Consider the following 25,974-nt stretch of genomic DNA (forward strand, 5'->3'; position numbering starts at 1 on the left):
CGCGCGCCTTTTGCCTTAGAGCCTGCGGCCTTTCACAACCGGCTCGAGTCGTTCCAGCGCCTCTGTTACGGCGGGATGATGGGGATGTATAGAGCGCACCATCAGGTAGGCGTCATAGGCAGCCTCTGGCCGGTCGATCATCTCAAGGATCAGCGCCACACCACTCAGCGCCTCAAAATGTTGCGGGTTCAGGCCCAGCGCGGCTTCAAGATCCTGCAACGCGGGACCAAAGAGCCCGGTCTCAAGATAGGCGCGCGCCCGTTCCACATAGCCGGTGGCAAAGCCGGGCGCGTGATCTACAAGCGCGCTGAAGTGGTCAATGGCCGCTTCCGGGTCCTGCGCCTCAAGCGCTTTGCGACCACGGGACAGCAGAAAATCGGCGCTGGCAGAGCCGCTTTTTGCCCATTCCAACTGCAGCTCATCCGCGATCTGCGCCGCACGGCTTGCCGGGGCGCTTTGCAATTCGCTGAGCAAATCCGCAACACGCGCCTCATCCGCCGGTGCCATAGCACCGCTGCCCATCACAATCAGGCTAGCTGCCGCAAGGACAGGTTTGAGTTTATTCAAAAACAGGCCCATATCAGTCTTGAATGTAACCTGCGCATCGGGATTTACTAGCCCGACGCGCACAGTTCAAAGGAAGTTTACCAAATGAGCGATATTGTCTCCGCCGCAGTAGAGGCGCTGAGCGCCAAATTGGGCGACCAGGGGTTTGACGGCACCGCGAAATTTGTCATCGAGGACGAAGGCGCTTTGATCATTGACGAAAACGGCGTGCGCGCCGGTGATGACGACGCCGATGTGACGCTGACGGCGGATGCAGATACCTTCCAGTCGATCCTTGAAGGCGACACCAATGCCACCGCGGCCTTTATGGGCGGCAAACTGAAGGTGGATGGCGATATGGGCATGGCGATGAAACTGGGACAAGTGCTGGCCTAATGCTGCTCAGCCCTGCACCCTACCACGCGACACCCGCAGGGGAGCCTGTGGCCAAGGCCTATCGGACCTCCACATCCGACGGGCTGCGGTTGCGGGTGGCGCATTGGGCAGCGGAGGGTGCCCCAAAGGGGACCGTGCTGCTGTTTCCGGGGCGTACGGAATATATCGAAAAATACGCCATCACCGCCGGGGAGCTTGCGGCCGCTGGCTATGCGACCGCGTCAATTGACTGGCGCGGCCAAGGCCTGTCAGACCGGCTGTGCGACAATCCGATGGCGGGGCATGTACTTTCCTTCCCGGATTATCAGGCGGATGTCGCCGCCCTACTGGGGGCCGCCGAAGAATTAAGCCTGCCGCAGCCCTATCTTTTGCTGGCGCATTCCATGGGCGGCTGCATCGGCCTTCGGGCGCTGATGGAAGATTTGCCAGTCAGTGCCGCGGCCTTCACCGGCCCGATGTGGGATATCGGTATTGCAGCGATCCTGAAACCCATCGCCCATGTGATCGGCACTGGCGCGCGGCGCATTGGGCTGGCGCATCACCTCGCGCCGGGCACGAAAAACGACACCTATGTGCTGGATCAGCCGTTTGAAGACAACCAGTTGACCTGCGATCGCGCCATGTATGACCGGCTGCGTGATCAAGCCCGTGCCCATCCGGAATTGACCCTCGGCGGACCCAGCCTGCTGTGGCTGCAAACCGCGCTGGCGGAATGCAGGGCGCTGGCCAAACGTCCTTCCCCAACGGTCCCCACCGTGACCATTTTGGGCACGGACGAACAAATCGTCAGCAAGAGCGCCATCGAAACCCGAATGGCCAACTGGCCCAATGGCAGCCTCGTCTGGGCACAGGATGGCCAGCACGAAATCCTGATGGAAGGCCCGGAAAAACGCGGATCGGCCATGCGCGCTATTCTGGAATGCTTTGACCGCGCGGTCTGATTTCCGCGCCCTGCGCCGCGAAAGCGTCTGCGCCCCCTTGAACCCAGTGGCCGCACCTGCATATCTCTAGTCAACGCAATTCAAAGTTTGATGAGGCCCCCCATGTTCAATCTGCCCTTCCCCGTACGCGACGCAAATTCTTCTCATGGGGCGGATGGGCTTGGCGACCTGCCAGAATGGGACCTGAGTGACCTTTATGCCAGCCCCGACGCGCCGGAACTGGAGCGCGATCTGGAGTGGCTTGAGCAGGAATGCGCAGCTTTTGCGGCGGATTACGAAGGCAAATTGGAAAGCTTGACTGCCGCCGAGTTGCTGACCTGTGTACAGCGCAATGAAAAGATCAGTCAGATTTCCGGCCGCATCATGTCTTATGCCGGCCTGCGCTATTACCAGATGACGGTCGATGCCGAACGCGCGCAATTCATGTCCAACATGCAAGAAGCGCTGACCGATTTCTCTACGCCGCTGGTGTTCTTCTCGCTGGAGCTGAACCGCATTGAGGATGACAAACTGACGGCGATGTTTGCCGAAAACGCCGAGTTGGCACGTTACAAGCCGGTGTTTGACCGCATTCGCGCAATGAAACCCCACCAGCTGTCCGATGAGCTGGAAAAATTCCTGCACGATCTTGGGGTGGTTGGCGACGCCTGGGAGCGTCTGTTTGACGAAACCATCGCCGGGCTGGAATTTGAGATGGAGGGCGAAAAGCTCAACATCGAGGCGACGCTGAATTACCTGACCGAACAGGATCGCGGCAAACGCGAAGCTGCGGCACTCGAAGTGGCGCGGGTGCTTAAGGCGAATATCAAAACCTTCGCACGGGTGCACAACACCCAAGCCAAAGAAAAAGAGGTGCTGGACCGCTGGCGCAAGATGCCAAGCGCCCAGCATGGCCGGCACCTGTCTAACCATGTTGAACCCGAAGTGGTCGAGGCGCTGCGCAATGCGGTTGTCGCCGCCTATCCCAAGCTCAGCCATCGCTACTACGAGCTTAAGCGCAAGTGGTTGGGTCTGGACAAGATGCAGGTCTGGGATCGCAACGCCCCCCTGCCGATGGAAGATACGCGCGTCATTGAATGGGACCTGGCGCAGAAAACCGTGATGGATGCCTACGAAGCGTTTGATCCGCGCATGGCCGAAATTGCCGCGCCGTTCTTTAGCAAGGGCTGGATTGATGCCGCCGTGAAACCGGGCAAAGCGCCCGGTGCCTTTGCGCATCCGACCGTTACGGACGTGCACCCCTATGTGATGCTGAATTACCTTGGCAAACCACGCGATGTAATGACTTTGGCGCATGAACTTGGGCATGGCGTGCATCAGGTTCTGGCTGCCGAACAGGGTGAGATGCTGTCCTCGACCCCGCTGACGCTGGCGGAAACCGCCTCGGTCTTTGGCGAGATGCTGACCTTCCGGCGCATGCTGGACAACGCGACCTCCAAAGCGCAGCGCAAGGTGATGCTGGCCGGGAAGGTTGAGGATATGATCAACACCGTTGTGCGCCAGATCGCGTTCTATGATTTTGAATGCAAGCTGCACGAGGCGCGCCGCGATGGCGAGCTGACGCCCGAGGGCATCAACGCCCTCTGGATGTCGGTGCAGGCCGAGAGCCTCGGGCCATCATTTGAGTTCATGGATGATTACGACGTCTTCTGGGCGTATATTCCGCATTTCGTCCACTCGCCGTTTTATGTCTATGCCTATGCGTTTGGCGACGGTCTGGTGAACGCGCTTTACGCGGTCTATGCCGAAGGCGGCGAAGGCTTTGAAGACAAGTATTTTGACATGCTGAAGGCGGGCGGCTCCAAACATCACAAAGAGCTGCTGGCCCCCTTTGGTCTGGATGCCTCTGATCCGAAGTTCTGGGACAAAGGCCTGTCGATGATCTCTGACATGATCGACGAGCTGGAGCAGATGGAAGACTAAGCCGGCGGTTTCAAAACCAGAAAATTGCTATAGCGCGGGCCGCCGGTGCGGCCCGATCGCGCAGTCAGCCCGCGCAGCGCCTGCAAGGCTTCGGGTGATGTGACAGGGACAAAGTGATTCAGACCCTCGCCATCGCCAAGCCCGGTGAAATCCACAACCGAAACCTCAAGCCCTGCCACGCTGTCCGGGCTGTTGATCACCCCAAGCCGCTGCTTGCGTCCGGTGAGCCATCCCAGCAAGTTCAGCGCCCGATCCTCCTGCGTCACAAAAATCAAGAAAGGTTGCGGCAGGCGGCCAATGGCTTCGGCCTGGCGACGAAAAATATCCGGGTCAATGTCTGGCGACATCAAAATAACGCCGCTGATCCGCGATAACAGACGTTGATTGCCCTGAAGCGCAGCCTGCCGCAGCACTTCCATGGTCAGATGCGCCCCCATGGAATGGGCCACGATAAACACCTTGTCACCGCGCTGCGTGGTCAGCGCCTCTAGCGTCCGCTCCATGTCATCACGCGCGAACAGCACACTATCCCGGTCATAGACATAGCCACGCGGGTCCCCGGCGGAGGGCCAGCTGAACAGCACGCCGGGCATGTCGTTTTCAAAATCGGTCTGGATTTGCGCCAGACGATACATGGCTTCGGGCAGGGTGTTGTTATAGCCATGCACGAAGAAAAAAGTTTCTTCCCCCGCCGCGTCGGCGCGAATGTCGCGGGCAAACGCGCCAAGGCCATCATAGGGTGCCGCCTCTGTCACGACGAAATCCGTGGCCGCATCCGGCACACCGCGCGGCCATTCAATATTGCCAGGCACATGCGTCGGCGGTACAGAGACATCGACCCGCGCATAGTTTAAGACGCCTGACCGCACCCGGCCAAAGTTCTGGCCGCTGTCCAGCAGCTTGTAGCCCGTTGCCACATAGATCGGTTGCACCTGCGCGCTTGGCACGGCTGGGGCGACATCCAAATCGGGTCGCGCCGCGCCGCAGCCGGACAAAACCGCGAGCGCCAGACCCAATATCAGGTGTTTTTTATCACGTATCGCTCTGGGCATTTCCGCCATCCCTCGGGCCTTGGTAAAATCACTTGCGACCTTATTTCAGCGATGTAGCGCAGGTGAAAACCGCGTCCATCATCACCTGCGTGCCGCGCGAAAATTCCAGCGGGCAGGCATAGGGCGCGCCGGATTTGGCGCTACGGGCAAAGGCCTCGGCCTGCAGTTTGTATTGGTTGATATCATTGTAGCGGCGGATCTGTTCGTCATGCCCGGCGCGCTGCAGGATCACCTGCCCTTCGCGAAAAACGCCCGGATTGAAGGGCGCGGTCAAGCGGATCATCCCGGTGCTGCCGTGAAACACCATTTCTTGATGCAGGGACATCCGGGTGGACACATAGGCGCTATAGGTAAAGCCCGCGAACTCGGCGCGAACCTCGGTAAAGGTATCATAGCCGTCCTCTTGGCGCATCCGGGCCGAAATGTGCTGCGGCTCCTGCCCGGTTGCGAGCCGAACAGAGCCCATGGTGTACACCCCGATATCGCGCAACCCACCGCCCCCGGCGGCGGCTTGATTGCGAATGTTCCCCGGCTTGTCGGCGTTGTTGTAAGTGAACGCGCCCGTGACATGCAGGAGCTGCCCAATCGCGCCATCAGACAACAGCACGCGCACGTCTGCCCATTGCGGGTGATGCGCAATCATATAGGCTTCGGCCACCAACAGGCCCGACGTGTCGCGGGCCGCGATCAGCCCGTCAAACTCCTCGGCCCGGAGCGTCATCGGTTTTTCGCAAAGCACGTGTTTGCCGGCGGCAATGGCCTTATGCGCCCATTCAACATGCATGTGATTGGGCAGCGGAATATAGACGGCATCGATATTCGGATCGGCCAGCAGCGCCTCATATGTGGCGTGCACCTTCAGCCCGGGGGCCATGGCCACAAAGGGCGCGGCTTTGTCAGCTGACCCTGTGGCCAGCGCCATAAGCGCCGTATTTTCGGCCGTCAACAACGCCGGTGCCATATGGTCCCGCGCAAACTTGGATGCCCCCAAGATCCCCCAATTCAATGCCATACGCGCCCTCCATTCACAGCAAGCCTAGCGGCGCTTTGCGCCCGCGCAAGGCCAATCGGTGGCATCTCTAATAAGAAAGGCCGCGCAATGCGCGGCCTTGAGCAACCATATAGGGGACCTCAGTCAGTCCTCAGTCGGCATCATGCCTTTTTCACTCGCCAAAGCGCGCATGCGCATTTGCAGTTTCTCAAAGGCGCGCACTTCGATCTGGCGAATGCGTTCGCGGCTGACGTCATACTGGCCGCTCAACTCTTCCAGCGTCACCACTGTGTCCTGCAACCGGCGCTGCACCAGAATATCTTTTTCGCGCTCATTCAGCACATCCATCGCTTCTGCCAGCAACTCGCGGCGCGCTTCCAGCTCATCGCGGGCTTCGTAGTCACCCGCCTGATCGGCGCTTTCGTCTTCCAGCCAGTCCTGCCATTGCATCGTGCCTTCGCCTTCAGAGCCGACAGTGGCATTCAGCGAGGCATCGCCGCCAGACAGCCTGCGGTTCATGCTGATGACTTCATCCTCTGTCACACCGAGGTCATGCGCGATCCGGGCCACGTTGTCCGGGTGCAGATCGCCCTCTTCCAGCGCGCCAATACGGGCCTTGGCCTTGCGCAGATTGAAGAACAGTTTTTTCTGCGCCGAGGTTGTGCCCAACTTTACGAGCGACCAGCTGCGCAGGATGTATTCCTGAATAGAAGCGCGGATCCACCACATGGCATAGGTGGCCAGACGGAACCCCTTTTCCGGATCAAACCGTTTCACCGCCTGCATCAGGCCAACATTGGCCTCGGAAATCACCTCGGCCTGTGGCAGGCCATAGCCGCGATAGCCCATCGCGATCTTGGCCGCCAAGCGCAGGTGGCTTGTGACCATTTTATGGGCGGCTTCGGTGTCGCCCTTTTCGGCCCAGGCCTTGCCCAGCATGTATTCTTCTTCGGGTTCCAGCAGCGGGAACTTGCGAATTTCTTGCATATAGCGATTCAGCCCGCCTTCGGGCGTTGGCGCCGGTAAGTTTTTATAGTTGCTCATGTCCTGTCCCTTCAATGTATAAAGGATTAACATTCAGATAGGTGAGCGATAACAGGCTTTCAAGCGCGCGTGCTCAGAAATCTTGTCTATTAAGTTGGCGCGAGGCAGCCCAAATATCCAGTCACACGGGCGTGTCCTCACAGGTGTTTGCGAAATATGTCAAAAAACACATCTGTGCGAAACTGAAATAAACATGCAAATGCGCATATAACCTACGCATAAATACACAGTTACTGCCGCCAGATCCGGTCAGGAGGCCGTGGATTTGCCGCGCAGTGCCGCGATCAAGGCGGCCATATCCTCGGGAATGGGCGCTTGGAAGCGCAGGTTTTCACCGCTGACCGGATGCACAAAGCCGAGCACCGCCGCATGCAGGGCCTGACGCGCAAATCCGCGCGCGGCGGCGACCGCCGCCGGACTTAGCGCCTTTTCAGACAATTTGCGCCGACCGCCATAGGTCGGATCGCCAATCAGGCTGTGGCCCGCGTGTGTCATATGCACACGAATCTGGTGCGTCCGCCCCGTTTCCAGCCAGCATTCCACCAGCGCCGCAACCTCGGGCGTGCCAAAGCTTTCAACAATACGTGCCCGCGTCACCGCATGCCGACCGCCTTCAAACAACACTGCCTGACGCTGGCGGTCTGTCTTGTGGCGCGCCAATTGCGTGGTGATCCGCATGATGTTGCCGGCCTCAAAACTAACGCCGCGCACCCCGCGCAAACGCGGATCATGCGCATCTGGCACGCCGTAGACCACGGCGTTGTAATAGCGCTCAACCGTGTGCTTTTCGAATTGTGTCGCCAGCCCCTGATGCGCGCGATCCGTCTTGGCCACCACCAGAAGCCCAGAGGTTTCTTTGTCGATGCGGTGCACAATGCCGGGCCGCTTGCTGCCCCCCACCCCGGACAGCGTATCACCGCAATGATGCAGCAGCGCATTCACCAAGGTGCCGTTTGGCGTGCCGGGGGCCGGATGCACCACCATGCCAGCCGGTTTGTTGATGACAATCAGATCATCATCCTCAAACACCACCTCAAGCGGGATATCCTCGGGACCGATATGGCTTTCGTCAGCCACGGGAACCGTCACGGCAATCATCGCCCCGGCCGCAACTTTGGCCTTTGGGTCCGTCACCGCGACACCGTCCACCGTGATGGCACCCGTTTCCAATAGTTTGGCCAGTCGCGTCCGGGACAGTGCGGCTTCTGCTGGCACATCACGTGCCAAAGCCTTATCAAGACGCGCAGGCGGGTTCTCCGCGATCTCAAAGGTAACGTGAGTTGTGGCCATGGATGACACTCCTGAACTGGACGAACCCGTAAATCTGCGTTTTCTGCGCCGTCTGATCACAGTTCTGACGGTGGTGATGATTGGCGGGCTTTTACTTGTGGTTGGGCTGCTTGTCACCCGTTTCTACGGCCAAGGCCCGGATGTTCCAGAAAGCATCACCCTGCCAGATGGCCAAAGCGCCACTGCCTTTACCAAAGGCGACGGCTGGTATGCGGTTGTGACCGACGGTCAGCAGATCCTGATCTTTGATGCGTTGACCGGCCAGCTGAAGCAAACCATCACAATTTCAACCGATTAAATCGCGCGAGAAACAGGCATAGAGCCGGGCCATTTGCAGGCATCATTCGCACGATCAAAGGGGGAGAGAGTGGTACCACCTCCCCGGCTCGAACGGGGGACCTCCTGATCCACAATCAGGCGCTCTAACCTACTGAGCTAAGGCGGCACGCTGGGGCGGTTTACTGATCCGCGTGGGCAAATGCAAGCGGGAAAATCACGATTTTTGCGGATAATATCCGCGACCGGGCGTCCCGCCAACGTCTTGCTAAATCCAGCTTATACCGCTAGGCGGGGATCAAGCAAGGAGTGAAAACATGGGCATCAATACAGAACGTGATATGGAAGCGAATATGCAGATCGGTCCAACCGATCAAGGCTTTGTGCGCATTTTCATCGAAGCTGGCGGCTTTGAAGTTCCAATGGATTTCTCCCCGGAAGAAGCCGAAGAAATTGCCGAAGAAATTCGCGCGGCGGCTCAGACCGCGGCGCAGATGAAGAAGTAATCACATCTCATCCGGCAACGGCACCAGCTTGGGATCGCGAAAGCGATGCAACCGCCGCGCCGCATCCATGGCAAACTTGTGTGTGATCTTTTTGCGGCGCGCGGCGGCCAGCTTATCCTCCGGCGCCATGCGGATAATTTCCGCATCATAAGGGTCTGCGATGATCAGCCCCGTGCCCTCGGGCAAAAGATCGGTCGGGAAGTTGGTATCCACCGCCCAGAAATACCGATCACACCATTCCAAATAGCCTTCCCATTTGCTGTCGGTCTGAAAATCCTCGCGGCTGGATTTGCATTCGACAATCCAGATTTCACCCTTTGGCCCCAGCGCGATCACATCCACGCGCTTACCGCGCTCGGGCACAAATTCTTCGATCGAGGCGAATCCATAACTGCGCAAATGCCGACACACGCCGCGCGCCAATAACTGTCCGGGTTGAAGGTCGATATCCATAAGGCATATGGTGAACAATACATGAACAAAAGGCAAGCCCCGCAACGCGAAAGGGGCCCGGAGGCCCCTTTGCAAGTCATGTCACTGAGCCTGATCCAATCAGAAGGTCGGCATTGGCGGCAGCGGTTGACCGAGCCATGTTTCGGAAATCTCGTTCAGGTCGCCACCCAGTTTCTTGTGCAGGATAAAGACGTTCACCCACTGCAGCAGATCAAAGTCACCCTTTTTGACGCCGATGAAGGCCGGGGATTCTTTGATGATCAGCTTGCTTTGCAGATCCAGGTCTGGCTGATCCGCACCCAGTTTCGCAGCAACCGTATTGCCGGTCACAAGAACGTCCACTTGACCAGAGGTAAAGGCCGCCAGAGTCGCCGCATTATCGCCAAAGCGGATGATGTCGGTGCCTTCGGGCGCGCGCTTTGTGACCTCAAGGTCTTCGAGCGTTCCGCTGGTCAGGCCGATTTTATAGGCGGCCAGATCCGCGAATTCTTTCACCATCACCTCAGAAGAGGCAAAGGCCCCTGAATAGAAGGGCGCGTAGGCCGCAGAGAACCAGATTGATTTCGCGCGCTCTGGGTTCGCCCCCATCGAGCTGATCACCAGATCGACTTTGTCGGTTTCAAGGAACGGGATCCGTTGTTTTGAGGTGACGGGCACCAGCTCCAGTTCAACACCCAGATCCTTGGCGATCAGCTTGGCCACATCGATGTCATAGCCTTCGTATTCGCCTTCAAGCCCCAGGGAACCAAAGGGCGGGAAGTTTTCCGGAACGCCCACCTTGATGGTGCCCGCAGACAGGATGTCCGAAAGATCGGCGACAGCCGGGCTGGCAAGGGCCACGGTAGCGGCGGCGATCAGGCCTTTGAGAATTTTCATAATGTCACTCCTTATTGGGTCGGTTTTGTGTTGTGTTATGCGGCTTCGGCACTGCGGCTGCCGACTTTGCCCAGCTTGGCCTCCAGCCGTCGCGCCGTCAGCGACAGGGGGTAGCAGAGGCAGAAATAGATCAGCGCCATCAGTGGGAAGATGATGAAGGGTTCGGTGCCATCCAACGGGGCGTTGGCCCAGCGTTTGCCGATGGCCATGAGGTCGTGAAACCCAATGATATAGGCCAGCGATGTGCCTTTGATGATCTGCACCATAAAGCCGACGGTGGGGGCAAGGGCGACACGCACTGCCTGCGGCAAGATCACCAGGCGCAGCGCTTTGAAAAAGCTCAGGCCCAGCGCGTGACCGCCCTCCCATTGGCCTTGCGGCACGCTTTCGATCGCCCCGCGCCAAACATCAGACAGATAGGCGCTGGCGTAAAGCGTCAGCGACACGCAAGCCGCCGTCCAGGGGTTGACGTGCACATCCAAAAGCTTGGGCGCGCCAAGCCCTGCGAGAAACAGCAGCATCAACAGCGGCACGGATTGGAAAATCCAAATATAGCCCAGCGCCAAACGTTTGCCCAAACGGCCGGGCATGATCCGCAGCAGCGTGATGCCCGCCCCCAGAAGACCGCCGCCTAAAAAGGCAATCAGCGAAAGATAAATGGTGAATTGCGTCGCTTCCAGCAGTTGGAACAGCACGATGCCTTCGGGTTTGCCCAAGAGGGCAACAAACAAATCCTTCATCGCGCCACCTGCCACTTGAACAGACGATGCTGCATTTGGGTCAGCGCGAACTTAAAGCTGAGAGACAGCAGCACGTAGATCACGGTCAGGGTGAAAAACACCTCGAATGAACGGAAGGTCCGGCTGTCAATGAACATGCCCGCCTGCGTCAGATCCCGCACGCCGATCTCTGAAATCACGCCGGTGGTCAAAAACAAAAAGATGAACTGGCTATTGATCGAGGGGAACATGCGCGCCACCGCTTGTGGCAGCACAATCTTCACAAAGGCCAACCATCCCGGCAGGCCCAATGCCTTGGCGGCCTCACGCTGCCCGACGGCAACCGTGGTGAAGCCCGCGCGAAGAATTTCCGAGAAATAGGCCGAGAAATTCAATGTCAGCGCCAAGACCGCATGCGCCCAGAAAGGCCATTGATATCCCAGCAGCATCGGCAGACCGAATGCCACGAAAAACAGCTGCACGATCAGGGGCGTGTTGCGGATGAATTCAACATAGCAGGCAGAGATCTGCGCCAGAACCGGCACTTTGCCGAACCGAACACCCGCCAGAACAAGCGCCATGACAAAGCCCAACAAACCTGACGCAGTCGTGATCAAAGCGCTGGCACCGGCCCCCTCGGCCAGAAGCCACAAATAGTCGGGATTGCGGTAAATTTCAAAAAATCGAAGTTCCAATTTTGCCCTCGCGTCGTCGTGCGAGCAAGCTGGTACAGCGCGGAACCAAGCGTAAGGCGGAAAGTGGGTGGCCTGTGAAAACGGCGGCGCAAACCCAGAAACCTGCCAATATATTGAGCGATTTCAGTCGCTTCGACCAAGAATTAAGCATCGCGAGGCTCAAAAACCCGCTGCTGGCCGCCAGCGCGCGGCTGATACGCGCCGCTGCCCGACTCTGGCGCAGTCCTACATCCTCTTGCCCTGCCCCGCGCCGCACCCTACATAGGGTCTGTGGCGGGTGCTGCCCTTCTCGTGATACGGTTGCATTCCGGTGGCCTTAAGCAATTCCGAGGGAGCTGGCTCTGTCTGGATCCTGGTCCATTTACCTGGCGCCCACCTGTATATACAGGTCCTCGGGAATGAGATAACCCCACGGCTGCGATTGCGGGCCCGCCACATTTTCCTTGCCCGCGCTGCAACGTTGCGCCCTAATGCACCAAAAGGTTGCAATTGGGGCATGTCATGACACTTAAGCTATATCACCTTGTCCTGCTTGGCAGCGCGCTTTTATCTGGCTGCGGCGTGCCGCTGGTGCCGCTGATCTGACGCCCGTCCCTTGGCGGGCACGGCGACGCCGACTGCGCCCTTGCCGCTGCTCTGAGTGCGCTGGCGCTTTCCGCCCGGCGGCGATGCGCTGCGCTCTGCCATCAGCATAACGCGAATGCTGGTCTGTACGCCCGCAAAGATAATCCCGTTAAAGACCCAAAGCATCAGCAGGGCGAGCCACCCCGCAGCGCTGCGCAGGATCAAACCGCGCAGACCGGCGACATCAAAGACCAGCAACAGCCCGACAAATACGGCAGATAACAGAAACCCGATCAAACTGTGGGTGATATAAAGGCGGATAAGCTTGGGCATCGTTTCCTCGGTCATAGCGGATATCTTGCGCGGATATCTTGCCAAGTATAGCACAAGACCACCTTTCCCTTCAGCCCGCCTTTCGCTAAACCTCGCTGAAACTTGACATGACCCGCACGCAGGAATGACGCACATGGCGATGGAAAAGACATTTAACGCAGCAGAGGCCGAAAGCCGCCTGCTGGAGGCTTGGGAAAAAGCGGGCTGCTTTAAAGCCGGCGCAAACGCAAAGCCGGGTGCCAGCGCCTATTGCATCATGATCCCGCCACCCAATGTCACCGGCGTGCTGCACATTGGCCATGCTTTTAACAATACACTGCAGGATATCCTGATCCGCTGGAAACGCATGCAGGGGTTTGACACGCTCTGGCAGCCGGGCACCGACCACGCGGGTATCGCCACACAGATGGTGGTCGAGCGCAAGCTGGCCGAAACCCAGCAGCCTTCGCGCCGCGAGCTGGGCCGCGAAAAGTTCCTTGAGAAAGTCTGGGACTGGAAAGCGCAAAGCGGTGGCACCATCATCAATCAGCTGAAACGCCTTGGGGCCTCGGCAGATTATGAGCGCGCCGCATTCACCATGTCCGGGGCCCCCGGTGCCCCTGCCGATGAGGCGGGCGGCAATTTCCATGATGCGGTCATCAAGGTCTTTGTTGAGATGTACAACAAGGGTCTGATCTATCGCGGCAAACGTCTTGTGAACTGGGACCCGCATTTTGAAACGGCAATTTCCGACCTTGAGGTTGAGAATATCGAAACCCCGGGTCACATGTGGCACTTTAAGTACCCGCTCGCCGGCGGCGAGACATATGAGTATTTGGAAAAAGATGAAGAGGGTAACGTCACCCTGCGCGAGGAGCGCGATTACATTTCGATCGCGACAACCCGCCCAGAAACCATGCTGGGCGACGGCGCGGTTGCGGTGCACCCGTCCGATGAACGCTATGCGCCCATCGTCGGCAAGCTGGTGGAAATTCCGGTTGGCCCGAAAGAACATCGCCGCCTGATCCCGATCATCACTGATGATTACCCGGACAAAGACTTTGGCTCCGGGGCCGTAAAAATCACCGGCGCGCATGATTTCAACGACTACCAAGTCGCCAAGCGCGGCGGCATCCCGATGTATCGCCTGATGGACACGCGCGGCGCAATGCGCGCGGATGGTGCGCCTTATGCGGAAGACGCGCGCAAGGCGCAGGCCCATGCCAAGGGGGCGGCGTTCACCGAAAACGAAGTCGATGCCATTAACCTGATCCCCGATGATCTGCGCGGCCTTGATCGTTTTGAAGCCCGTAAATTGGTGGTCAAACAAATCACCGACGAAGGTCTGGCGGTGATGATCACCGACACCAGCACCGATGAGGATGGCAACGAGATCACCATTTCGGTGCCGATGGTGGAAAACAAACCGATCATGCAGCCGTTTGGCGACCGCTCCAAAGTGGTGATCGAGCCGATGCTGACCGACCAATGGTTTGTCGACACGTCCAAGATCGTCGGCCCGGCGCTGGAGGCCGTGAAATCCGGTGAGGTCAAGATCCTGCCGGAAAGCGGCGAAAAGACCTATTACCACTGGCTGGAAAACATCGAGCCATGGTGCATCTCACGTCAGCTGTGGTGGGGCCACCAGATTCCCGTTTGGTTTGATGCCGACGGCAATCAATTCTGTGCAGCAACCGAAGCCGAAGCACAGGCGCAAGCTGGTGAAGGCGTAGAACTCACCCGCGACCCAGACGTTCTGGACACTTGGTTCTCTTCCGGTCTCTGGCCCATCGGCACGCTCGGCTGGCCTGCGGACACCCCGGAAATGCAAAAGTATTTCCCGACGTCCACGCTGATCACCGGCCAAGACATCCTGTTTTTCTGGGTGGCGCGGATGATGATGATGCAGCTGGCGGTCGTGGATCAGGTGCCGTTTGACACAGTTTACCTGCATGGGCTTGTGCGCGACGCCAAGGGCAAGAAGATGTCCAAGTCCACAGGCAATGTCATCGACCCGCTTGAGATCATTGACGAATACGGGGCCGATGCGCTGCGCTTTAGCTCTGCTGCGATGGCAGCGCTTGGCGGGGTGCTGAAACTCGACATGAAGCGCATCGAAGGCTATCGCAACTTCGGCACCAAAATCTGGAACGCCGTCCGCTTTGCCGAGATGAACGAGGTGTATGTCGGCGGCGCACCCGCGCGCGGCATCCCCGAGGCCTCAGCCACGGTAAACCAATGGATCATCGGCGAAGTGGGCAAGACCCGCGAGACGGTGGATGCGGCGCTGGAAAGCTTCCGCTTTAATGATGCGGCCAATGCGCTTTACGCCTTTGTCTGGGGCAAGGTTTGCGACTGGTATGTGGAGTTTGCCAAGCCGCTCCTCAGCAGCGAGGATGAGGCGATCAAATCCGAAACCCGCGCCACAATGGGCTGGGTGTTGGATCAATGCATGATCCTCTTGCACCCGATCATGCCCTTCATCACCGAAGAGCTCTGGGGCCAGACCGCCAAGCGCGACGGCTTCTTGATGCATGAAGACTGGCCGCAATATGGCGCGGATCTGGTGAATGATGCAGCCGACCGGGAAATGAACTGGGTGATCCAAACCATCGAAGCGACCCGCTCAACTCGCGCGCAAATGAATGTGCCGGCCGGGGCCAAAATCCCGATGGTCGTCTCGCAGATCACCGATGAAAACGCCGCTGCATTTGCTGCCAATGAAGCGCTGATTTTCAAACTCGCGCGGCTGGAAAGCCTTGAGACTGTCGCTGAATTCCCCAAAGGCTGCGCCACGGTGGCGGTGGATGGGGCGACCTTTGGTCTGCCGCTTGCCGGGATCATTGACGCTGCGGCGGAAAAAGCGCGACTGGAAAAATCGCTGGGCAAGCTCGCCAAAGAACTGGGCGGTCTGCGTGGGCGCCTGAACAACCCCAAATTTGTGGCCTCTGCCCCCGATGAGGTCGTCGCCGAGGCCAAGGCCAATCTGGTGGCGCGCGAAGAGGAAGAGGGCAAGCTAAAGGCCGCTCTCGCCCGCATCGCCGAAATCGCCTGACACCCAGAACGCCCGCCTTTGGCGGGCGTTTTCCTATATTGCGCCTGCCATGCGATTAGGTCAGACTCTGCGCCATGACCGGACCACGTTACACCGCACTCGTAAATGCCCTGCCCGCCACCGTGCCCTTTGTTGGCCCTGAAACCCAGGAACGGGCGACCGGGCGCAAATTCACGGCGCGCCTTGGGGCCAATGAAAACGGTTTTGGAGCCAGCCCCAAAGCGCTGGACGCGCTGCGCAGCGCAAGCGCCGGTCAATGGATGTATGGCGATCCGGAAAACCACGATCTGCGGCATGCGCTGGCGGCGTTTCACGATGTCTTGCCTGAAAATATCGTGGTCGGCGAAGGCATTGATGGCCTGCTGGGGTATCTGGCGCGGATGCTGATTGAACCGGGCGACCGTGTTGTCACCTCGGCCGGGGCCTACCCGACGTTCAACTATCATGTGGCGGGCTTTGGCGGGCAGATTGAAACTGTCCCCTACGCGGGCATGCACGAAGACCTGCCTGCGCTGATTGCCCGCGCCAAAGAGGTTGATGCCAAGCTGATCTATTTTGCCAATCCCGACAATCCGATGGGCAGCTGGCGCAAGGGTGCGGAGATCACCGCGCTGCTCGACAGCGTGCCGGATGGCTGCCTGCTGGTGCTGGATGAAGCCTATGTGGAGCTTGCGCCGGAGGGCACTGCGGCAGCCTATCCGGTGGCGCACCCCAAGGTCATTCGCATGCGCACCTTTTCCAAGGGCTACGGGCTGGCAGGCGCAAGGATCGGATATGCCATGGGCGCGCCCGAGCTGATCCAGAATTTTGACAAGATCCGCAACCATTTCGGGGTCAACCGCGCGAGCCAAGCCGCGGCCTTGGCGGCTTTGGCCGATCAGGACTGGCTGCGCAAATTGCGCGCCGATATCAGCGCAGCGCGCGCCGAAATTACCCGCATCGGGGCTGAAAACGGGCTGACAGCCCTGCCCTCGGCCACCAATTTCGTGACGCTTGATTGTCATCGCGATGCGGATTTCGCTAAGGCGCTGCTGGCAGCGCTGGCAGAGCAAGGCGTTTTTGCGCGGATGCCTTTTGTCGCACCGCACAACCAATGTATCCGCATCAGTTGCGGGCGCGCCGAAGATCTGCGCATCCTGCAAGACGCCTTGCCCAAGGCGCTCGCGGCGGTGGCCGCCTAGGCGGGGCCTTGCCCCCGGCGACGACGCGCATTAGATGCGAGACTTTGGTAATAACAGGTTTGAAGATTGCCGCGGTGCCGCCTAGGATGAGGCAGCGCCTGCGGGCTTTCAACGACAGGAAATCCCCCACGTGACGAATTCTTCCAAAGACACCGCGCGTTTGACCCAGACGGACACCGCCCGCCAGTTGATTGGCTGGCTCTGGCGCAAGTTTCTGTCCAAACATGTGGCCTTGCTGGCGCTCTCGGTGGTTTTCATGGCCGTTGAAGGCTCCATGATGGGCGCGCTCAGCTGGATGATGCAACCGATGTTCGATCTGGTGTTCATTGAGGGCAAAACCAGCGCGCTTTGGTGGGTCGGCCTGGCCATTCTGGGGATCTTCATTGCCCGCGCCATTGCCTCCATGGGGCAGAAAATCTTGCTGACGCAGATCGCGCAGAAGGTGGCGGCACGCTTGCGCACCCAGCTATTGGACCGCCTGATGTTGCTGGACAATGCCTTTCATCAGGAACACCCGCCCGGCTATCTGATCCAGCGGGTGCAGAATGACGTCAACCAGATCAACACGGTCTGGAGCACGGTGATCACCGGCGCAGGGCGCGATGTGATTGCCTTGATCGTGCTGATGTCTGTGGCGGTCAGCGTCGATTGGAAGTGGACGCTTGTGGCTTTCATTGGCATCCCGTTTTTGGTACTGCCCTCGCTGATCGTGCAAAAATTCGTGCGTCGCCGTGCCCGCGAAGCGCGCGATCTGGGCGCGCGGCTCGCCACCCGGCTGGACGAGGTTTTTCACGGCATTATCGCTGTCAAACTGAACCGCCTTGAGGACTATCAATCCCGCCAGTATCGCGAGCTGACCGATGATCTGGTCAAGACCGAGGTCCGCTCTGCCGCCGGGGTTGCGGCCATTCCCGGGTTGATCGACATGATGGCGGGCGTCGGCTTTCTCGGCGTGCTGGTGTTTGGCGGCAGCGAGATTATCGCGGGCGACAAAACCGTCGGGCAATTCATGACGTTTTTCACCGCGCTTGGATTTGCGTTTGAGCCCTTGCGCCGACTGGGCGCGGTCAGCGGACAATGGCAGGTGGCCGCGGCCAGCATTGAGCGGCTTAAGGAATTGCTGGAAACCGAACCAAAGTTGCACTCCCCCGCGCAGCCCAAGGCGCTGCCCGTGGGTCATAGCGATATCATCTTTGACGATGTGCATCTGTCCTATGGCGAAACCAAAGTGCTGAACGGGGCAAGCTTCACCGCTAAGGCGGGCGAAACCACGGCGATCGTCGGGGCCTCGGGCGCGGGGAAATCAACGCTCTTTAATGTTCTGACACGGCTGGTGGATCCGCAATCGGGCCGCGTGCTGATTGGGGACACCAACATTGCGGACCTCAAGTTGGAAGAGTTGCGCGATCAGTTTTCGGTGGTGTCCCAAGACGCCATGCTGTTTGACGAAAGCCTGCGGGAAAACATTCTGCTGGGCCGCCCGCGCATCACAGAAAAACAGCTGATGGGCGTGCTGGATGCCGCCTATGTCAGTGATTTCGTCAAGAAGATGCCCGATGGGCTGGATACGCGCGTCGGCCCGCGCGGCAGCGGCCTGTCCGGCGGGCAGCGCCAGCGCGTGGTCATTGCGCGCGCGCTGCTGCGCAACACGCCGTTCCTCTTGCTGGATGAAGCCACCAGCGCGCTTGATGCCCAATCGGAGGTCATGGTGCAGCAGGCGCTTGATAAACTGTCAGAGCGGCACACCACGCTGGTCATCGCCCACCGCCTGTCTACCGTACGCGACGCCGACAAGATTATCGTCATGGACAAGGGCCGTGTGATTGAAGAAGGCGGACATGAGGAGTTGCTGGCCCAGAACGGGACTTATGCGGATCTCTATAATCTGCAATTCACCACCAGCGGCCCGACCGCCGAAGAGGTCGCCAAGCGTCGCAATGTGCCCAAGGTCAAACAAACCCGCCCGCGCAAGAGCATCTGGGCCAAGATGATGGGCCGCCTGCCGCGTATCTAAGCGCCCGGCTTAGCGCCGGTAGCTGTCGGCCAGCTCTTCGGGGGAGACACCAGCAAAGTAGCGCGCCAGAACCCAAAGGTTCCGGCTGCCCCGCCGCATCCAGCCGGACTTCTGGTAGCGTTCTGCGCTTGTCAGCGCGACAACGTTGAGCGGGCGCAAACGCCCCCGCAGCTTTCGCGCCAGAGCGACATCTTCCATCAGGGGAATATCAGCATAGCCACCGAGCTGCGCATACAGCGACGTGGGGACAAGCAGGCCCTGATCGCCATAAGGCAGGTCAAAGAGCCGCGAGCGCAGGTTGGCCCACCCCGCGACGATCCGCCCGCGCAGCCCGCCGCCCGCAAAGGCCAGTCGCCCATAGGCCGCCTGCCCGCTTGGTAAATGCGCTTCAACTTCATCCGCCCAGCCGGGCGACAGGAGGGTGTCGCTGTGCAGGAACAGCAGCCAGTCGCCTTCTGCAGCCTTGGCCCCGCGCCGCAGTTGCCCACCGCGACTGGGCGCGCCAGTGACGAACACTGCTCCGGCGTCTTCTGCGATCCGCTGGGTGGCGTCACTTGATCCGCCATCGCTGATCACCACTTCGCGGATGAGGCCCGCAGACAAGCCTTCCATAAGCGCCAAAAGAGTGGGCGCCAGTGTCAGTTCTGAGTTCAACGTCGGTATTACGACAGAAACCGGTGCTCTCATCCAGAGGCCCCCTGTTGCACGGCTTGCGCCTATCTATATTAAGAGAGCGGAAAAATACAGGAATTTACCATGACCACCGAACGCGCCATCTTAGAGATCAGCGGCCCGGAGGCAGAAAGCTTTCTTCAGGGGCTGATCACCAACGACATCAAGAAATTGGACGCCGGCATTCTTTATGCCGCCCTGTTGACCCCGCAAGGCAAATATATGGCGGATTTCTTCGTCGCGCGGCAGGGCGACAAGGTGCTGTTGGACGTCGACGCCACCCTGGTCGATATGCTGGCAACCCGGCTGAGCATGTATAAATTGCGCGCCGATGTCAGCATCGAAAAGAGTGCGCTGCACGTCCACCGCGGACTTGGCCCCACCCCCAAGGATGGCCATACCGATCCGCGCAATCCCGCGCTCGGCTGGCGGGCCTATCGCGCAGAGCCGCAGGCACATGACCCGATCGACTGGAACGAGCTTTATGTCGCGGCGCAAATCCCGCAAACCGGCGTCGAGTTGACGCCGGACAGCTATATTCTGGAAATGGGGTTTGAGCGCCTGAATGGCGTGGATTTTCGCAAGGGCTGTTATGTCGGGCAGGAAGTCACCGCACGCATGAAACACAAGACCGAGCTGCGCAAAGGTCTGGCGCAGGTCGCGATCTCAGGCGAGGCTGTGCCCGGCACGGATATCACCGCCAATGGCAAGGTTGTGGGCACGTTGCACAGCTGCGCCGGTGAGCTTGCGCTGGCTTATTTGCGCTTTGATCGCGCCATGCCCACCATGCACGCCGGCGCTGCCACCGTGACCTATACCGAAGTCCTGACCCAGGAAATCTGAGGCCCGCACGACAAAGGCCGCGCCGGATCACCGGACGCGGCCTTTTCTGTTGCGCAGCGCGGTTTAGGCGCGCTCGGAATATTCCATGGAAATCGTGTCCACGACGATCATCTCGTCCTGCGCGATGAACGGGGGCACCATCACCTTGACGCCATTGTCCAGAATGGCCGGTTTGAAAGAATTCGCCGCTGTCTGGCCTTTGACCACTGGCTCGGTCTCCACCACCTGGCAGGTGACTTTCTGTGGCAGCGCCGCGTTCAGCGCTTCGTTGTCATAGAACTCGACCTGGATGGTCATACCGTCTTGCAGGAACGGACGGCGATCCCCCAGCAGCTCGGATGGCAATTCGATTTGCTCGTAGGTTTCGGTATCCATGAAAACCAGCATGCCGTCAGTTTCATAGAGGAACTGCTGGTCTTTCTGCTCAAGGCGCACGCGCTCAACCTTGTCGGCAGAGCGGAAGCGTTCATTGAGTTTGGACCCATTGCGCAGGTTGCGCAGCTCGACCTGGGCAAAGGCACCACCCTTGCCAGGCTTCACGTGATCCACTTTGACAGCTGCCCAGAGGCCGCCGTTGTGCTCCAGCGTGTTGCCAGGGCGAATTTCGTTACCGTTAATTTTGGGCATGTGACAAAACCATGAAAAAAAGGTTGATCGGAGTTCGAAAGCACCTATATCTCGCCCGATGACGGGTGACAAGACAGCCTAAAGACGCTTCAGTTATGCACAAGCTGCATAAAAGCTATGCAAATTTAGGGTACCCGAATCGTAAAAGATCGGTCATAAGGCACCTCACGCCAAAAACACAAGAGCAATAAGACAAGGACGACGAGATGAGAGATTTCGTTGATGGCACGGCTTTTAATAACGAACAGGGCAACCGCGCGCGCAAACTGTTTGCCGCGGTCGTTCTTGCCGCGCTTGATGACGCCATTGCCGATGACAAGAAATACGGCAATGGTCCTGAGCAGATCGCTCGCTGGGCCCGTTCGCGCGATGGTCGCGAAGTGCTGTCCTGCGCGGGGATTGACCCCAATGAGCGCGTGGTTTCTGGCCTGATGGAATTTGTGGGCAAAGGCGTGCGTACGTCTGTGGCCCTGTCTCGCGAAGAAAGCGAGCGCCGTCATGCTGCACAAGAAAGCCAAGCCGCTTAAAGCGACAAAAAACTGCTGCCCTGCAAAAACGCGCGCCCTATCGGGCGCGTGTTTTTTTGCGCGTGCCGCGCGGCGACGATCAAATGTCGATAAAGAACCCGGGCATCACGGCGACTCCCTCCATCACCATCAAGGCGGCAATGCCAAGCTTGCGCCAGACAGAGGGCCCGACGCGCCATAAAAGAATGGCGCAGAGCAGGCAGAGCATCGCTTCGATCGGGCCCACAATGGCAGCGTGATGCGCCCGGTCCCAATAGCTGACCGGGCTGGCGAAAATCCAATCGCTCAAAGGCCAGAAATGCGCCCGCCCGTCATCATGGTGCAGCGGAAAGTCCAGCGCCAGATGCAACAGCCCTGCCCCGGCAAAGGCCACGCCCCACCGCGCCTGCCGCCAAACGGCCACCAGCAGCAGCAGCCCCCAGACCACAAAGGAGTTATCAACGGCAAAAATACCTTGCCAAAGATCCGAGTAGTAGAGATCGCGAAAGACCACGGACGGCGGAATACCCAAGACGAAAATGGACCCGCCCGCGAGAAGATAAAGCGATAGATCAGGCGCAAGCGCCCCAGCCAGCGCAGCCCATTCATGCCGAGGGGCACCGCGACGGCCAAATGCCGCCCAGCCAAGCAATAGGTGTGCGGGCGTGTTCACGGTGCAGCCATGGCGCACCGCAAGCGCATTGAATTAGTAATCACCGCTCAGATTTCGCGCGGACAAAGCGCGATTGATCTCTCGGCGGACCAGCTTGCGAACATTGCGCGTGATACGTTCCCCCAGCGGGCCCATCAGCTCTTGCCGGACAATTTCCCCGACCAGATCACGTAGCATCTCTTCGTCCAGCACCGCCTCATAGGGCTCGCCATCATCCTCGGCTTCCTGCTGCTCAGAAATGCCCTCAATCACCGCGTCGCGCACCGCCTCTTGGGCAGCGGCTAGGCCGATCTCCTCAGCGGCGCTGTCCTCAAGTGACGGCCCGCTTTGCGCGGTGTCATCGTCATCGGCAGGTGCCGCCTGCGCCTCAGCGGCGACTTCCTCTGCGGGCGCGTCGACAACCTCAGGCTCTACGTGGTCCTCCCACGGCAGCGCCTCAACCACAGTGCCAGCATAGTCCCCATCACCGGGCTCATCCGGCTCCAGCACGTCAGGGGTGTCCATACGCACAGAATGCCACTCAGACAGCAATTCGCCCTCCGCTTCCCAAGGGCGGGCATCTTCATTTATCTCGGGTGCCTCTTCAGTGTCCACGGCGCTCTGCGCTGCGACATAGGCCGACGGAAGCTCTTCTGCCGTTTCGGGCATTTGCGCGGCTTCGGCATCCGGGTCTTTCAACACGATGGCAGCATCATCTCGGGCACTTTCAAAGCGCAGCTGCCCAAGCGATTCTGCCGTGCCCCCCTCTTCGACCGATTCCGCTGCGGTCGTTTCCGCAGGTTCAGACTGGACAGGTTCAGGCTGGACAGGTTCAGGCTGGGCAGCACGGCGCTGCAAAAAACTAGGCAAATCACTGCGGATCTTGTCCAGATCCTCACGCATTTCGCGCCCAAACGGGTTGTCGGGCAATGTGACCTCCGGCGCGCGTGCGGCCTCCGCGACATCCCCTGTTGGGTCACTGGGGGCCTCGGGCACCCGCAGCGCTTCGGTCAGGACCAGACGATCTTCTGCCTGCTCTTGCGTGCTGCGCGCGTTGCGTGTCACCTCTGCCGCGTGTTTCTCTGCGGCGGCTGTCTCTGTTGCAGATCTGCCCCGCTGACCAGCGCCGTTTTCGGATACCAATCGCCGAATCGAGGACAACACATCTTCGATTTCCGTGTTTTTAACCGGATTTGACATATGAATTACCACTCTCTCTCGCCGACAACTCTAGCGGCAGAGCAGGCTTCGCACAACATTTCTCGTGCAGATCACTCTTTCCCGAGACGGCGCAGCACCTTGTCAAGTTGCTGACCCTGTTTGCTTTTTAGCGCAGGCGCGGATTCGACGGCCTTGTAATAGGCTTCCGGGTCATATTTTTCGACCGCCAGATTAAGGTGATCCACCGTCAAAAGCCCCATCGCAGCCAGCAAGGTATAAGCCGCCGTAAACTCTGAGGTGCGCGCGGAAATTTGGTTGGATTGCGCATTCAATAGCTCTTGCTCGGCATTCAGCACATCCAATGTGGTGCGCGCGCCAAGGCTGGCCTCTTCGCGGACCCCATCAAAGGCGATGCGGGCGGCGCGAATCTGCCGTGCGCTCGCTTCGCTTTGGGCGCGTGCCGCCGCAAGCTGCGCCCAGGCGCTGCCCACATTCTGTTGCAGGCGATATTGCGTGGCGTGCAGCGCCCCGCGGGCCGCGTCGCGACGTGCCATCGCCTGCCGCGCAAGCGAGCTTAGCCGCCCACCTTGATAAATCGGACCGCTGGCCCCAACGCCAATCCGGCCCCCAGTCACCTCGTAGGATGAATTGAACCGTTCGGTCGCGCTCAGCCCGGCAGACATGTTGACCTGCGGCTTCATCGCAGCTGACGCCTGGCGCACGCCAAATTCAGCAGCGGCCACCTGGTATTGCGCCGCCCGCATATCTGGGTGGCTGCGCACCGCGACCGCCTTGGCCTGATCCAACGTCCGCGCGGTACTGGGCAAGCGCGCGGGTGCCGACAAAGTGCCGGGCTGCCGGCCCACGACGGCTGCGTAAAATTCGCGCGATGCCATCAGATTGCCCTGCGCGACAGCCAGCTCGGCCCGTGCGCCAGCCAGGCGCGCCTCGGCCAGGGCCACATCAGTGCGCGTCACCTCGCCCACTTCAAAACGATCTCGCGCAGCGCGCAACTCACGGGTGATCAGACGCAGATTGTTCTGCCGCAGCGCAACAATCTGGGAGTCACGGCGCACGCTCATATAGGCCTGCACCGCATTAAGAAGGATCTGTTGCTCTACCGACACCAAAGACTGGCGGGTGGCCAGCACAGATTGTTTCTGCGCTTCGATCCCCGCAGCGGAGCGGCCAAAATCATAGAGCAACCAGTTAAGCGAAACACCGACGCTTGCATCTGTGGTCGCCGAATTGACCGACCCATCAGAAAAGCTGCGCGTGATATCCGCCGACCAATTCACAATCGGGCGCAGCGCCGCCACAGCCTGCGCGACATCTTCATCCGCCGCGCGCAGCAAAGCGCGGTTCTGCTGCAGCAGCCCTGAATGGCCGTAGGCTTTCGCCATCGCATCCGCCAGTGACTCGGCCAGACCAGCCGTTGTCATGCCGACGCTCATTGATGCGGTCAGGACCGCCGATACCAAAACCCGTTTGAAACCCATAACCCTTGACCTCACTACCCGATGTATGCGCGCCATGACGGCGCGTCGTTAGAGTTCGAATGCGACCTCTTTTTCGAAGCCTTGTAGCACCGGTGCCCCGGCATTGAATTCTGAGCGCCAATGAATCCGGCTGCCCGTCTTATGACCGATCTGCACGTCGCCAAGCGCGCCCGTCATGAACACACAAGCAATCCGGCCGCCATCTTTCAACTGTTGTGCGATCGCTTCAGGCAGATTTTCGACGCCACCTTGCACAATGATCACATCATAGGGCCCATGGCTCGCCGCGCCCTCTGCAAGAGGCCCCGTGTGCACAACCACATTGTCGATATTGTGGTCGGCCAGCGCCGCCTGCGCGTCTTCGGCCAGATCTTCGTCGCTTTCCACCGCAACCACAGCCTCTGCCATGCGCGCGACCACCGCCGAGGAATAGCCCAGCGCCGCCCCGATATCGAGCACCAGCTCATCCTTGCTGACGTTCAGAGCATCGAGCATTTTTGCCAGGGTGCGCGGCTCCAGCACAACGCGCCCGTTTTCGAGCGGCAGGTTTTCACCGCGATAGGCCGCATCGCGCTGCGCTGCCGGCACAAAGGCCTCGCGCGGGACAGTCAGCATCGCCTCGATAATCGGGAATTTCGTAACATCGGATGGGCGGACCTGCGTATCCACCATGGCCGTACGGAGGGAGGTATAGTCGGGCATACTAAACTCATTCGTTCAGATTTCGTTGATATGGGTTTGCCACAATAAATTCCAAGGGGCAACGCACCGCAGCATGAAAAGCGCAGGTTCTCTCTTGCGGCCCATCAGAAACTGCGATAATTCCCGCGACACACCATCGGCGGCGAGTTGGCGGAGTGGTGACGCAGCGGATTGCAAATCCGTGTACACCGGTTCGATTCCGGTACTCGCCTCCAAATTTCCACAAAATATAGTATCGAAGATAGCTAACTACACTAAATCGTGTAATTTGCATTTCGTACACAATTCGTACACAGTCCGCGTGCAGTTTCTGCTGCGATTTTGAATCGTTTTGCCATATAACTTTAACAACAGGGGTAATCCCCCCATTTTTAGAGGGGCGTATCAGTAGAATTTAAGCTGCTGTCAGTTTCTGTATCGGGGTCATCCCGCCGATGCCCATGTTTGGTCTTTCGTTGTTGTAAGTCCAGAGCCATTT

26 protein-coding genes and 2 tRNA genes are annotated in these 25,974 nt (G+C 59.2%); 11 read left to right on the forward strand and 17 right to left on the reverse strand.

Annotation, left to right across the window (positions count from 1 at the left end; translation table 11 throughout):
• Positions 1-15: 15 nt before the first annotated feature.
• The gene (locus N6L24_RS15250; RefSeq protein WP_271845571.1) at positions 16-567 is read right to left on the reverse strand and encodes a tetratricopeptide repeat protein; all 552 of its coding nucleotides are present in this window, start codon (positions 565-567) and stop codon (positions 16-18) included.
• An 84-nt stretch (positions 568-651) separates the two neighbouring features.
• Between N6L24_RS15250 and N6L24_RS15255 the strand changes: the two genes are divergently transcribed.
• From N6L24_RS15255 to N6L24_RS15265, 3 genes are all read left to right on the forward strand, one after another.
• On the forward strand, positions 652-942 hold the full coding sequence (locus N6L24_RS15255; RefSeq protein ID WP_271845572.1) for an SCP2 sterol-binding domain-containing protein: 291 nt from the start codon (positions 652-654) through the stop codon (positions 940-942).
• Entirely contained in the window at positions 942-1,883 is a 942-nt protein-coding gene (locus N6L24_RS15260) for an alpha/beta hydrolase (RefSeq protein WP_271845573.1), read from the forward strand. Before N6L24_RS15255 ends, N6L24_RS15260 begins: the two co-directional genes overlap by 1 nt.
• Positions 1,884-1,985: 102 nt before the next feature.
• Entirely contained in the window at positions 1,986-3,806 is a 1,821-nt protein-coding gene (locus N6L24_RS15265; protein WP_271845574.1) for a M3 family oligoendopeptidase, read from the forward strand.
• On the opposite strand, the gene N6L24_RS15270 is transcribed toward N6L24_RS15265, so the two are convergent.
• The 4 genes from N6L24_RS15270 to N6L24_RS15285 form a co-directional block, all read right to left on the reverse strand.
• Entirely contained in the window at positions 3,803-4,858 is a 1,056-nt protein-coding gene (locus N6L24_RS15270) for an alpha/beta hydrolase (RefSeq protein WP_271845575.1), read from the reverse strand. The genes N6L24_RS15265 and N6L24_RS15270 overlap by 4 nt on opposite strands.
• Before the next feature lie 40 nt (positions 4,859-4,898).
• Positions 4,899-5,870: a Gfo/Idh/MocA family protein gene (locus N6L24_RS15275; protein ID WP_271845576.1), complete on the reverse strand. Its 972-nt coding sequence runs from the start codon at positions 5,868-5,870 to the stop codon at positions 4,899-4,901.
• 123 nt (positions 5,871-5,993) lie between these two features.
• On the reverse strand, positions 5,994-6,893 hold the full coding sequence (gene rpoH / locus N6L24_RS15280; protein WP_271845577.1) for an RNA polymerase sigma factor RpoH: 900 nt from the start codon (positions 6,891-6,893) through the stop codon (positions 5,994-5,996).
• Between the two features lie 249 nt (positions 6,894-7,142).
• Positions 7,143-8,183, reverse strand: a complete 1,041-nt coding sequence (locus tag N6L24_RS15285; protein ID WP_271845578.1) for an RluA family pseudouridine synthase — start codon at positions 8,181-8,183, stop codon at positions 7,143-7,145.
• Between N6L24_RS15285 and N6L24_RS15290 the strand changes: the two genes are divergently transcribed.
• Entirely contained in the window at positions 8,182-8,481 is a 300-nt protein-coding gene (locus N6L24_RS15290) for a DUF6476 family protein (RefSeq protein ID WP_271845579.1), read from the forward strand. The genes N6L24_RS15285 and N6L24_RS15290 overlap by 2 nt on opposite strands.
• A 70-nt stretch (positions 8,482-8,551) precedes the next feature.
• On the opposite strand, the gene N6L24_RS15295 is transcribed toward N6L24_RS15290, so the two are convergent.
• Positions 8,552-8,628: transfer RNA gene (locus N6L24_RS15295), tRNA-His, on the reverse strand.
• Between the two features lie 148 nt (positions 8,629-8,776).
• On the opposite strand from N6L24_RS15295, the gene N6L24_RS15300 reads away from it, so the two are divergent.
• Positions 8,777-8,965, forward strand: a complete 189-nt coding sequence (locus N6L24_RS15300; RefSeq protein WP_271845580.1) for a DUF6324 family protein — start codon at positions 8,777-8,779, stop codon at positions 8,963-8,965.
• On the opposite strand, the gene N6L24_RS15305 is transcribed toward N6L24_RS15300, so the two are convergent.
• From N6L24_RS15305 to N6L24_RS15325, 5 genes are all read right to left on the reverse strand, one after another.
• The gene (locus N6L24_RS15305; protein ID WP_271845581.1) at positions 8,966-9,418 is read right to left on the reverse strand and encodes an MmcB family DNA repair protein; all 453 of its coding nucleotides are present in this window, start codon (positions 9,416-9,418) and stop codon (positions 8,966-8,968) included.
• 99 nt (positions 9,419-9,517) lie between these two features.
• On the reverse strand, positions 9,518-10,294 hold the full coding sequence (locus tag N6L24_RS15310; RefSeq protein WP_271845582.1) for a transporter substrate-binding domain-containing protein: 777 nt from the start codon (positions 10,292-10,294) through the stop codon (positions 9,518-9,520).
• Between the two features lie 35 nt (positions 10,295-10,329).
• Positions 10,330-11,034, reverse strand: a complete 705-nt coding sequence (locus tag N6L24_RS15315; protein ID WP_271845583.1) for an amino acid ABC transporter permease — start codon at positions 11,032-11,034, stop codon at positions 10,330-10,332.
• On the reverse strand, positions 11,031-11,708 hold the full coding sequence (locus N6L24_RS15320) for an amino acid ABC transporter permease (RefSeq protein WP_271845584.1): 678 nt from the start codon (positions 11,706-11,708) through the stop codon (positions 11,031-11,033). The genes N6L24_RS15315 and N6L24_RS15320 overlap by 4 nt, the downstream gene beginning before the upstream one ends.
• 546 nt (positions 11,709-12,254) lie before the next feature.
• Entirely contained in the window at positions 12,255-12,620 is a 366-nt protein-coding gene (locus N6L24_RS15325; RefSeq protein ID WP_271845585.1) for a hypothetical protein, read from the reverse strand.
• A 118-nt stretch (positions 12,621-12,738) separates the two neighbouring features.
• Here N6L24_RS15325 and N6L24_RS15330 point away from each other — a divergent pair, with 118 nt between their 5' ends.
• From N6L24_RS15330 to N6L24_RS15340, 3 genes are all read left to right on the forward strand, one after another.
• Entirely contained in the window at positions 12,739-15,639 is a 2,901-nt protein-coding gene (locus N6L24_RS15330) for a valine--tRNA ligase (RefSeq protein ID WP_271845586.1), read from the forward strand.
• 74 nt (positions 15,640-15,713) lie between these two features.
• Entirely contained in the window at positions 15,714-16,820 is a 1,107-nt protein-coding gene (locus N6L24_RS15335; RefSeq protein WP_271845587.1) for a pyridoxal phosphate-dependent aminotransferase, read from the forward strand.
• Positions 16,821-16,950: 130 nt separating this feature from the next.
• Positions 16,951-18,834 (forward strand): ABC transporter ATP-binding protein, encoded by a 1,884-nt coding sequence (locus N6L24_RS15340; protein ID WP_271845588.1) that lies wholly within the window; start codon positions 16,951-16,953, stop codon positions 18,832-18,834.
• Positions 18,835-18,843: 9 nt separating this feature from the next.
• Here the strand turns inward: N6L24_RS15340 and N6L24_RS15345 are convergent, their stop codons facing one another.
• Entirely contained in the window at positions 18,844-19,521 is a 678-nt protein-coding gene (locus N6L24_RS15345; protein ID WP_271845589.1) for a TIGR04283 family arsenosugar biosynthesis glycosyltransferase, read from the reverse strand.
• Between the two features lie 69 nt (positions 19,522-19,590).
• Between N6L24_RS15345 and ygfZ the strand changes: the two genes are divergently transcribed.
• On the forward strand, positions 19,591-20,349 hold the full coding sequence (gene ygfZ, locus N6L24_RS15350; RefSeq protein WP_271845590.1) for a CAF17-like 4Fe-4S cluster assembly/insertion protein YgfZ: 759 nt from the start codon (positions 19,591-19,593) through the stop codon (positions 20,347-20,349).
• 63 nt (positions 20,350-20,412) lie between these two features.
• Here ygfZ and efp read toward each other — a convergent pair whose 3' ends face one another.
• Entirely contained in the window at positions 20,413-20,976 is a 564-nt protein-coding gene (efp, locus tag N6L24_RS15355; protein ID WP_271845591.1) for an elongation factor P, read from the reverse strand.
• Positions 20,977-21,182: 206 nt separating this feature from the next.
• On the opposite strand from efp, the gene N6L24_RS15360 reads away from it, so the two are divergent.
• Entirely contained in the window at positions 21,183-21,503 is a 321-nt protein-coding gene (locus N6L24_RS15360) for a DUF6280 family protein (RefSeq protein WP_271845592.1), read from the forward strand.
• A 79-nt stretch (positions 21,504-21,582) separates the two neighbouring features.
• On the opposite strand, the gene N6L24_RS15365 is transcribed toward N6L24_RS15360, so the two are convergent.
• From N6L24_RS15365 to N6L24_RS15380, 4 genes are all read right to left on the reverse strand, one after another.
• On the reverse strand, positions 21,583-22,155 hold the full coding sequence (locus tag N6L24_RS15365) for a cobalamin biosynthesis protein CobQ (RefSeq protein WP_271845593.1): 573 nt from the start codon (positions 22,153-22,155) through the stop codon (positions 21,583-21,585).
• A gap of 33 nt (positions 22,156-22,188) precedes the next feature.
• Complete coding sequence (locus N6L24_RS15370; RefSeq protein WP_271845594.1) at positions 22,189-23,334, reverse strand: hypothetical protein; 1,146 nt, start codon at positions 23,332-23,334, stop codon at positions 22,189-22,191.
• Positions 23,335-23,405: 71 nt separating this feature from the next.
• Positions 23,406-24,737, reverse strand: a complete 1,332-nt coding sequence (locus tag N6L24_RS15375; protein ID WP_271845595.1) for a TolC family outer membrane protein — start codon at positions 24,735-24,737, stop codon at positions 23,406-23,408.
• Positions 24,738-24,842: 105 nt separating this feature from the next.
• Positions 24,843-25,496, reverse strand: a complete 654-nt coding sequence (locus tag N6L24_RS15380) for a protein-L-isoaspartate O-methyltransferase family protein (RefSeq protein WP_271845596.1) — start codon at positions 25,494-25,496, stop codon at positions 24,843-24,845.
• A gap of 141 nt (positions 25,497-25,637) precedes the next feature.
• Here N6L24_RS15380 and N6L24_RS15385 point away from each other — a divergent pair.
• Positions 25,638-25,711, forward strand: a tRNA-Cys gene (locus N6L24_RS15385).
• Positions 25,712-25,974: the final 263 nt, after the last annotated feature.

This window comes from Cognatishimia sp. SS12 (assembly GCF_028369055.1).
In the GTDB taxonomy this organism is placed as follows: Bacteria; Pseudomonadota; Alphaproteobacteria; order Rhodobacterales; family Rhodobacteraceae; genus Cognatishimia.

Coding starts and splice junctions, on each gene's coding strand:
- N6L24_RS15255 (WP_271845572.1), top strand. CDS start 652: ATGAGCGATATTGTCTCCGCCGCAGTAGAGGCGCTGAGCGCCAAATTG.
- N6L24_RS15260 (WP_271845573.1), top strand. CDS start 942: ATGCTGCTCAGCCCTGCACCCTACCACGCGACACCCGCAGGGGAGCCT.
- N6L24_RS15265 (WP_271845574.1), top strand. CDS start 1,986: ATGTTCAATCTGCCCTTCCCCGTACGCGACGCAAATTCTTCTCATGGG.
- N6L24_RS15270 (WP_271845575.1), bottom strand. CDS start 4,858: ATGCCCAGAGCGATACGTGATAAAAAACACCTGATATTGGGTCTGGCG.
- N6L24_RS15275 (WP_271845576.1), bottom strand. CDS start 5,870: ATGGCATTGAATTGGGGGATCTTGGGGGCATCCAAGTTTGCGCGGGAC.
- rpoH (WP_271845577.1), bottom strand. CDS start 6,893: ATGAGCAACTATAAAAACTTACCGGCGCCAACGCCCGAAGGCGGGCTG.
- N6L24_RS15290 (WP_271845579.1), top strand. CDS start 8,182: ATGGATGACACTCCTGAACTGGACGAACCCGTAAATCTGCGTTTTCTG.
- N6L24_RS15285 (WP_271845578.1), bottom strand. CDS start 8,183: ATGGCCACAACTCACGTTACCTTTGAGATCGCGGAGAACCCGCCTGCG.
- N6L24_RS15300 (WP_271845580.1), top strand. CDS start 8,777: ATGGGCATCAATACAGAACGTGATATGGAAGCGAATATGCAGATCGGT.
- N6L24_RS15305 (WP_271845581.1), bottom strand. CDS start 9,418: ATGGATATCGACCTTCAACCCGGACAGTTATTGGCGCGCGGCGTGTGT.
- N6L24_RS15310 (WP_271845582.1), bottom strand. CDS start 10,294: ATGAAAATTCTCAAAGGCCTGATCGCCGCCGCTACCGTGGCCCTTGCC.
- N6L24_RS15315 (WP_271845583.1), bottom strand. CDS start 11,034: ATGAAGGATTTGTTTGTTGCCCTCTTGGGCAAACCCGAAGGCATCGTG.
- N6L24_RS15325 (WP_271845585.1), bottom strand. CDS start 12,620: ATGACCGAGGAAACGATGCCCAAGCTTATCCGCCTTTATATCACCCAC.
- N6L24_RS15330 (WP_271845586.1), top strand. CDS start 12,739: ATGGCGATGGAAAAGACATTTAACGCAGCAGAGGCCGAAAGCCGCCTG.
- N6L24_RS15335 (WP_271845587.1), top strand. CDS start 15,714: ATGACCGGACCACGTTACACCGCACTCGTAAATGCCCTGCCCGCCACC.
- N6L24_RS15345 (WP_271845589.1), bottom strand. CDS start 19,521: ATGAGAGCACCGGTTTCTGTCGTAATACCGACGTTGAACTCAGAACTG.
- ygfZ (WP_271845590.1), top strand. CDS start 19,591: ATGACCACCGAACGCGCCATCTTAGAGATCAGCGGCCCGGAGGCAGAA.
- efp (WP_271845591.1), bottom strand. CDS start 20,976: ATGCCCAAAATTAACGGTAACGAAATTCGCCCTGGCAACACGCTGGAG.
- N6L24_RS15360 (WP_271845592.1), top strand. CDS start 21,183: ATGAGAGATTTCGTTGATGGCACGGCTTTTAATAACGAACAGGGCAAC.
- N6L24_RS15370 (WP_271845594.1), bottom strand. CDS start 23,334: ATGTCAAATCCGGTTAAAAACACGGAAATCGAAGATGTGTTGTCCTCG.
- N6L24_RS15375 (WP_271845595.1), bottom strand. CDS start 24,737: ATGACAACGGCTGGTCTGGCCGAGTCACTGGCGGATGCGATGGCGAAA.
- N6L24_RS15380 (WP_271845596.1), bottom strand. CDS start 25,496: ATGCCCGACTATACCTCCCTCCGTACGGCCATGGTGGATACGCAGGTC.